Origin of the sequence: Micromonospora sp. ATA51, from assembly GCF_016802855.1 — a bacterium.
In the GTDB taxonomy this organism is placed as follows: domain Bacteria; phylum Actinomycetota; class Actinomycetes; order Mycobacteriales; family Micromonosporaceae; genus Micromonospora; species Micromonospora sicca.
On the sequence record NZ_JAEVHJ010000314.1, the window covers coordinates 1 to 7,731 of the forward strand.

Annotated in this window: 6 protein-coding genes and 3 pseudogenes; 1 reads left to right on the forward strand and 8 read right to left on the reverse strand. The window is 74.6% G+C overall.

Going from position 1 to position 7,731, the window contains the following annotated elements; translation table 11 throughout:
- Positions 1-149 precede the first annotated feature (149 nt).
- The 8 genes and pseudogenes from JNW87_RS31295 to JNW87_RS31335 all read right to left on the reverse strand — a co-directional run bounded on the left by JNW87_RS31295 (position 150) and on the right by JNW87_RS31335 (position 6,900).
- Complete coding sequence (locus tag JNW87_RS31295) at positions 150-350, reverse strand: hypothetical protein (protein ID WP_109804035.1); 201 nt, start codon at positions 348-350, stop codon at positions 150-152.
- 23 nt (positions 351-373) lie between these two features.
- Positions 374-1,234: a type II secretion system F family protein gene (locus JNW87_RS31300; RefSeq protein ID WP_109804036.1), complete on the reverse strand. Its 861-nt coding sequence runs from the start codon at positions 1,232-1,234 to the stop codon at positions 374-376.
- A 55-nt stretch (positions 1,235-1,289) separates the two neighbouring features.
- Positions 1,290-2,234, reverse strand: coding sequence for a type II secretion system F family protein (locus JNW87_RS31305; RefSeq protein ID WP_375373571.1), 945 nt, complete (start codon positions 2,232-2,234; stop codon positions 1,290-1,292).
- Positions 2,186-3,736, reverse strand: coding sequence for a CpaF family protein (locus JNW87_RS31310; protein ID WP_109804023.1), 1,551 nt, complete (start codon positions 3,734-3,736; stop codon positions 2,186-2,188). Before JNW87_RS31310 ends, JNW87_RS31305 begins: the two co-directional genes overlap by 49 nt.
- A 47-nt stretch (positions 3,737-3,783) precedes the next feature.
- A complete protein-coding gene (locus JNW87_RS31315; protein ID WP_109804024.1) occupies positions 3,784-4,611 on the reverse strand; it encodes a ParA family protein in 828 nt (275 codons plus the stop codon).
- Positions 4,611-5,264 (reverse strand): annotated as a pseudogene (locus JNW87_RS31320) (SAF domain-containing protein). The gene JNW87_RS31315 and the pseudogene JNW87_RS31320 overlap by 1 nt, the downstream one beginning before the upstream one ends.
- A gap of 115 nt (positions 5,265-5,379) precedes the next feature.
- A pseudogene (locus JNW87_RS31325) lies at positions 5,380-6,379 on the reverse strand (hypothetical protein).
- A complete protein-coding gene (locus tag JNW87_RS31335; protein ID WP_109804027.1) occupies positions 6,334-6,900 on the reverse strand; it encodes a hypothetical protein in 567 nt (188 codons plus the stop codon). Before JNW87_RS31335 ends, JNW87_RS31325 begins: the two are co-directional and overlap by 46 nt.
- Positions 6,901-7,503: 603 nt before the next feature.
- Here JNW87_RS31335 and JNW87_RS31340 point away from each other — a divergent pair.
- Positions 7,504-7,731 (forward strand): annotated as a pseudogene (locus JNW87_RS31340) (prepilin peptidase); the annotation flags it as partial.

Here is a 7,731-nt window from a genome sequence, read left to right on the forward strand (position 1 = left end):
TTCGTTGTACCTCTCATCAGCCCCTCTTCCCCCGTGATGCCCATGCGGCAGTGAGCCATTTCGCATGGAATGTCCGAATTGTTCGAATCGGCCTCTTTGCCGGTCGGCGGCTGCCGACCGGCTCCGGTCCGTACGGGCGGGGCGGTTCATCACGGCGCGGTGTTGTTCGGGATGGCGTTCATCCAGTTGTTCGCCTTGGTCAGGGCGAGCGTGGTGACCGCCATGGCGACCGCGACCAGCCCGAAGATGATCACCGCGGTCGGCACCGGGCTGTCGCCCCGCTCGGTGTCGTGGCGCAGCTCGGCCAGCCGGCTGGCCACCGCCGCGTGCAGATAGCTGTAGAGGTACATGGCCTTCTCCTTCTCGGTCGGGTTCACAGGCGGGCGAGGAACGGATAGACGGCGAAGCCGAGCAGGACGAAGACCAGCAGCGAGCCGGGGATGTCCAGCCGGCTGGTCACCCCCTCGGCGCGGGCCAGGTTGTCGGTGCGGATCTGGTCGCGCAGCGAGTCGGCCCGGCTGCGCAGGGTCTCGTGCACCTGCGCCCCCTCGCTGCCGGAGGAGCGCATGATCGCGCCCACGTCGCCGAGTTCCGGGATGCCGATCCGGTCGGCCAGCTCCTGGAGCTCGTCCCAGGGCGAGTGCATCTGCAACTGGGCGATCCGCAGCGACTCGCGGATCCGGTCGAAGACCCAGCCGTCGCAGACCGCCGCCGCCCGCTCCAGCGACTGCACCGGCCCGTGCGCCGCGGAGAGTTGCAGGGCCACCAGGTCCAGATAGGTGCAGACCGCCTGGCGGAACTCGTCCCGCGCGGCGTCCGCCTTCGCCAGCACCGCGCGGTGCGCGAGCAGGCCGGCGACCAGTGCCATCCCCAGGCTGCCCAGCACCGGTACGACGACCGGCACCGACACCCCGCCGAGGAAGAGCACGGTGGACAGCACGGTCGGCAGGGCCAGCCCGACCAGCGCGGAGAGCAGCACCGACAGGGCGTACTGCTCGGGCGTGCGGTCGATCAGCGCGAGCTGCCGGTGCGGGGGACGCAGCCAGCGGGAGAACCCGCCCAACCAGTCCGGCCCGCTGCCGGCCACCGCGGTCCGGCCGGGCGGCTGGTGCAGTCGGCGCAGCGCCGGGCCGAGCGCCGGGGTGGCCGGCAGCGCCTCGCGTACCACCAGGAAGAGGCCGAGGCCGACCACCGCCCCGCCCACCACGGCGATGGCGAGCTGCCAGTTGAGGATCACCGGAGCCGCCTTTCGTTCGCGACTGCGGGGCTCGCAAGCTCACTCCTCGCGCTCACGCGATCGCCTCCTCCGGGTCGGGGGCGGGCAGGAAACGCGCTGGCCGGGGCGGCTGGCTCATCGACCGCACCCAGGCCAGCAGCCCGACGAACGCGGCGCCGAGCACCCCCATCACCAACTGCCCGACCGCCGTCCCGTACGGCTGCACGTACTCGCGGTTGACCAGCCCGTACGCGAGGGTGGCCAGGGTCATCCCGGTGAGGAAGCGGACCGCGAACCGGGGCTGGGTGCGCTTCGCCTCGATCTCCCGCCGGGTGGCCACCTCGGCGGCGGCCGCCGAGGCGATCGAGCCCAGCACGTCACCGAGGCGCTCGCCGCGGTCGGTCAGGTGCAGGATCAGCGCGGCCACCACCTGGTCGCAGACCGGGTCGCCGATCTCGTCGGCGAAGGCGAGCAGGGCGGCCCGGGCCAGCCAGCCGGCCTGGAGGCGGGCGGCGAGGGTGCGTACCTCCTCCTGGATCTCCGCCGGCGCGGTGGCGATGGTGCCGATGATGGCCTGCTGGAGGCCCTGCCCGGTGCCGGAGATGTCCTTGAGCCGGCGGGTCCACTCGCCGACCGCCTCGATCCGGGCGATGGCCCGCTGCTCGGCCCGGCCGACGGCGAAGAGCCACGGCACGCCGGGCACCGCCAGGGCCACCAGCAGACCCACCACCGGGAGCCCGGTGAGCAGGAAGGCCAGCGCGCCGGCCAGCACCGCGCCGCCGAGCAGCACCTGATGGTTGCGCTGCTCCCGTCGGCTCGCCCCGGAACCCGTCCAGAGCCGACGCAGCCCCCGGCCCGCGCCGGGCCCCGCCGCGGCCGGCCGGCTGGTGCCGACCAGCGCGACCACGGTCAGCACCAGACCGGCGACGCACGCCGCCCCGGAGACCAGAGCGATGAACTGGAGCGTGGTCATGAGGCGGGCCGCCGGCCGAGTCGGGTGTGCCGGGGGCGCCGCCAGGCCCCGGTGCCGGCCTCGATGAAGCGGGTCAGCAGCCGGGCGTCGTAACCCACCCGCAGCAACTGGTCGCGGATCCGCTCGGGCAGGTGCCGGGGCACCGCCCGGCCGTCCGGGCCCGGGCCGAAGACCGACGTGGTGGTGATCCGGTTGCCCTCGCCCACCCCGATCACCTCCTCGACGTGGGAGACGAACCGGTGCTTGCGGCCGCCGATCGCGGTCTCGTCCTCGACGGTGACGTAGACGATCAGGTCCAGCGCGTTGCCGGCCATCCGGCGGGCCTGGTCGACCGTCATCTCCCGGCCGTGCGCCAGCGCCAGCTCGATGATCCGCTCGCTCACCCCGGCCGGCGTACGGGCGTGGATGGTGCACATCGACCCGCGGCTGGTGGTCATCGCCTGGAGCATCGGCACGATCTCCCGGGAGCGGACCTCGCCGACGATGATCCGCAGCACGCCCATCCGCAGTGAGACCGGGATCAGGTCGGCGATGCTCACCTCGCCGGCCGGGCGCCCGTCCAGGCCGCGTTCGCCGTGGCCCTCACGGGACTCGAAGCTCATCACCGCCCGGTGCTTCTGCCCCCGGCGGGCGGGCAGCAGTTCCCGGCTCTCCTCCAGCAGCACGTACGGCTCGTCGGCCGGGATCTCGTCCATCAGCGCCCGGATCACCGTGGTCTTCCCGGCTCCGGCCAGCCCGGCGACCATGATGTTCAGCCCGGCCCGCATCGAGGCGCGCAGGAAGTCCCGCAGCAGCGGGTCGATCATCTCGTCCAGGTCGGGCCGGCTGCCGGCGATGTCCTCCAGGCTGACGTCCAGCGTGTTGTGTTTGCGGATCACCGCGTACGGGCGGTGGCTGACCAGGAAGACCGCGGCGAGCCGGCTGCCGTCGGGCAGTTGCAGGTCCAGCGTCGGCTTGGAGGTCGACAGGGAACGCTCGGTCGCGCCGGCCCGGCGGGCCGCCGCCTGGAGGATCTCCACCAGTTCGTCGTCGCTGTCGGCGATCGGCTCGGCCCAGTCCACCCCGCCGCCGTGCCGGGTGATCCGCACCTGGTCGCAGCCGAGGATGTGCACCTCCTCGATCGTGTCGTCGACCAGCAGCGTCTGCAGCCGGCCGAGGCCGACCAGCTCGGCGGTCACCTGGTCGAGCAGGAGCCGCTCGGCGTCGGCGGCCATCGGGGTGCCGGCCCGGCGCACCGAGTCGGCGTACGCGGAGACCACGGCGACGGCGAGCCGGGCCCGCTCCACCTCCTCGGCGTCCGCGTCGAACTCCCGGCCGCGCTGCCAGCGGGTGAGCCGTTCGCTCAACTCCCGGCGCAGCTCGCGGACCACGGCGAAGTCGACCCGGGGACGCGGTGGCGGCAGCGCCACCGGGGCCGGCGGGACGACCGCGACCGGCGGTGGCGCGGCATGGGGGTGCCGACCGTTCGGCGGGGTGAGCGGCGGCACCGTGGAGGTGGCCCCCGGCTGCTGCCCGCGCGGGTCGTGGGAGACCGGCTCAAACCGCACGGCGGGCCTCCCGGGGAGGGGCCGGCGCGGTGCGCGCCGGGGTGGGGTCAGGACACATGCGGTGCCTCCTGCGCGACCGGCGCCTGCGGCGTCGTCTGGGGGACCGGCCAGGCCAGCCGGGCCCGACGACGTTCGAGCAGCGCCCGGATCGGCACCTCCAGCGCGCCGGCCGCGCGCATCAGCGGCCGTCCGGCGCGTACGGTGCCGCCGAGGCTGAGCACCGCCGCGGTACGCGGGTCGTACGGCAGCCGGGCGATCACCGGCACCCGCAGGGCCTTGCTGATCTCGCTGTTGCCGTGCCCGTCCCCGACCACCAGCAGCCGCAGCGCGCCCGGCGGGACGCGGTGCTCGGCGAGGTCCCGCTCGACGGCCCGGATGGTGGCCCGGGTCGCGGAGAGGTCGGGCAGTTGCGCCCGGGTGACCAGCAGCACCACGGCGGCCGCCCGGAGCACCGGCCACGGTGGACCGGCCACCTGGAGCCGTCCACAGTCGACCAGCACGTCGTACGGGGGCAGGCCCTGCTCCAGCCCGGCGAAGAAGTCGGCGAACCGCTGCCAGAGCGGGGTGACGCTGCCGGCCTGGGCCGGGTCGACCACGCCGGGCAGCAGCAGCCGCTCCCGCTTCGGCGCGTCCAGGTCGACCAGCTGGGACCAGAAGGCGGTGTCCAGGTTGCCGTCGCGCAGTTCCCCGACGGCGAGTTCGCCGATGCCCCGGGGACCGTCGAGCGCCCCACCGAGGTAGCCGGCGAGGATCGAGCCGCCCGCCGGGTCGCACTCCGCCAGCACGAGCCGCCGGTGCCAGCTCAGCGCAGCGGCGAGGGCCGAGGTGGTGACGCCGGGCGACCCCTTGGCCGAGACCAGGGCGATGATCGCCATCAGGCCGCCTCGGTGAGCACGAGCGCGATCCGGTCGTCGGCGGCCAGCACCACCACGGCGGGCACGTCGCGTACGGCGAGGGCCAGGTAGACCACCACGTCGTCGTTCTCCGGGGTGGCGGTGTCGATCACGGTGGCCTCGAACCGGGTGCCGCCGCTGCGCGCCGGGCCCTCGGCGTTGGCGTCCGGGGTGCTGACCAGGAGCACCTTGTCCCCGGGGTGCAGCCTGCGGGCCGGCACCTGGCTCGGTTCCAGGCCGAGCGCGATCTGCTGCTGGCCGGGGCCGAGCAGCGGGTCGTCGGTGAGCTGGGCCCGGGTCAGCAGTGTGCCGGGGGTCAGCGACACGGCGGCCCGCAGACCCACCACCTCGTCCAGCCGGCGGCCGGCACCGGCGCCAGGCCCTGGCCGCCGGAGACCTGCACCGCGACCAGGTCGCGGCGCTGAGCTGCCGGCCCACCTCGACCGGCCGGCCACCGCCAGGTAGCTGCCGGTCGCCCGGACCGAGGTGACCGCGAAGGCCGCGCCCAGCCCGCCGAGGGCGATCAGCAGCACCGCCAGGCCGAGCAGGCCCGGCCGCGCCCGCCGCTGCCGGACCACCTTGGGGGGCGCCACCGGGGCGTCCATCGGGGTCCCGTTCCGCGTCACCAGACTCACCGGTCCGCCTCCGTTCGCGACTGCGGGGCTCCGTACGTCGGGTCGGTCCTCGCGTTCACCGGGCCTGTCTTCGTTCGCGACTGCGGGGCTCGCAAACCCGGCTCACTCCTCGCGCTCACCGCGTCACCACCTGAAGTTCGTCGATCTCCACCGGCACCGTGCCGCTGTTCCGCTGCTGCGCGATGTCGCCGTTCGGGTCGCCGTCGCCCGCCGCCCAGTGCACGGTCCAGTACGTGGTGGCGCTGACCCGGTAGGTGCCGGCCCGGCGGTAGCCGCGGTCGTAGCCGCAGTCGGGGGAGGTCAGGCCGGCCCGGGGACCGTCCGCCGCGTACGGGGTGCCGGGTTTGGTGCAGGTGACCCGGGTGCCGTCGCCCATGTTCCAGACGATCCGGTTGACCCTGGCCGTGATGCTGACGGTGAGCCCCCGGTCGGAGGCGGACGCGGTGAGCGGGCCGAAGTAGCTCGCGCCGCCGCTGGCCCACATCCAGACCGGCAGCCCGACCAGGCCCGGCCCCTTGCTGCGTCGGGGGGCCACCGCGATCCGGGGCGGGAGCAGCGAGATCGAGGCGAGCGCTCGGCGGGCCAGCTCCTCCGGGTCCGGCGGGGCCCCGTAGCCGGGCGGCGGGCCGTCCCGCAGCACCACGGTCTGCGCGCCGAGGTCGCCGCCGTTGCAGGTCTGCACGTACCACTGCTTGCCGTCCGGCGCGGTGGGCTGCGGCTCGGCCAGCTTGTAGTAGCAGCCGTCGCCGGTGTTGAACCAGCCCAGGACGTCGTCGTAGCAGGGGATCACCCGGCCGTTCCACTGGCATTTCGCCGCGGCGCCGTCACCGGCGCGCCGCCACCCCCGGGATTCCCGCCGCCGCCAGGCCCGCCGGGCACGCCCGGGTCGTCGTCCCAGACGTTGCAGTCGGTCTGCCCAGGCGGCAGTCGGCGCCCGGATCGCCGGGGCCGGCGGCGGACGCCGGCGCGGCGGTGACCGCCAGCAGCAGCGTCAGCCCGGCCGCGGCGAGCAGCCGACGGGGTGTCCCGGCCCTGGCCGGTCGGGCCGGGACACCGCTTCCTCCCCAGGTCAGCACGGCTGCTCCTGATGCGCGGCGCCGGCGTTGACCAGCCATCGGCCGTCCGGGTACCGGGTCGCGGTGGCGGTCGCCAGGTAGCGACCCCCGCCGGTGCCGGGCACCACCCGCCGGTCCTTGGCGTAGACCAGCCGGTAGCCGGTCGCGTCCAGGCAGTCCTGGATCTCCACCGTGGGTGGGTCGGCGTCCAGGCTGACCGAAACGACGGTGGGATCGGAAACGAGCGTGCCGGTACGCATCGCGCCGTGCTCCTTCGCCTCACGAATTGCCAGTCGCACCCGGGTCAGCAGTGGATCCGCCACGAATCGGGCCAATGCCGGATGCGTCGGATCGCTGCGCTCGCTCGCCGCCCGGGACGCCTTCAGATAGCCGGAATAGGCGGCGAGCGCCGTCTTTCCCGCGGCCTGTTCGGCGGCGTCCGAATGGGCGGCCGGGGTGGCGTCGTGGTCCGTCCGGGGACCCGGCGTCGTCTCCCGATCGGCGCCGCAGCCGGCGCTCGCGCCCAGCACGGCAAGGCTGAGCAGGCAGCTTGTCCATCGGCGGGAATGCCGTGTGTGCAAGGCCGGGCCCTCCTCGGTGGCGGCCCGGAGCCGCCGGACGGGCGTACTCCGGGCAGGCGGAAGCGCGCCCGGATGTGCTCGTCCGGGCCTGAAGTCGCTGCCGCTGCATTTACCTGTACGGATCTTTTACAAATTCGAAACCTGATGTCTCCGGTTGGCCTCCGACGCCAATTGCTCGGGGGTTGCGTCGCACCCAAGGGGCGAGCATAGGCTGACGATCGCCGATGCAACAGAGGCAATTCATTCGAACACGTTCAGTGATGACAGGTGGTGGTGGCCGGTGGGTGTCCGGAGGGTGAAGCGACGGCCCGGCTCGGCGGCGACCGGCGGTCGGCGCGGCCGGACCGGTCCGGCGGTCGGCTGGCCGGCGGGCGGCCGTCCGGCCGGAGGAATGGGTGGCATCGGTGCCTCTGGTCCGATCCGTCCCGCTGGGATCCGGGCCGCCGAGGGGCTCCGGCCGGCCGCCGGGCGGGCGCTGCCGTCGAGGCGGGACCCGGTGATCGGCGCGCCACTTTCCGCGCCATCCGCGACTCGCCGAGCGGGTGGATCTCACTCTCCGTGCTCCAGAGTGGAACGCACCGCGACCGTCCGGTGGGCCCCGCGATGACCGGTCGGGGGCTCCGGACCGCCGGCCGGGCGGCCACCGGCGAGGGCTGCCCGCCGGTCGCCCGTCCGGTCGTACGGCTGCTGGCCGCCCTGGCGGTCGTACCGCCGCTGCGGCTGGCGGTGGCCCGGTACGCCGTACCACCGGGGTCCGTGGACCGGACCGGGTGCGCCGGCTGCGGCGCGCCGATCGGCCTGGACCGGCCGCTGCCGGCGCTCGGGCCGGCG

Coding starts and splice junctions, on each gene's coding strand:
- JNW87_RS31295 (WP_109804035.1), bottom strand. CDS start 350: ATGTACCTCTACAGCTATCTGCACGCGGCGGTGGCCAGCCGGCTGGCC.
- JNW87_RS31315 (WP_109804024.1), bottom strand. CDS start 4,611: ATGGCGATCATCGCCCTGGTCTCGGCCAAGGGGTCGCCCGGCGTCACC.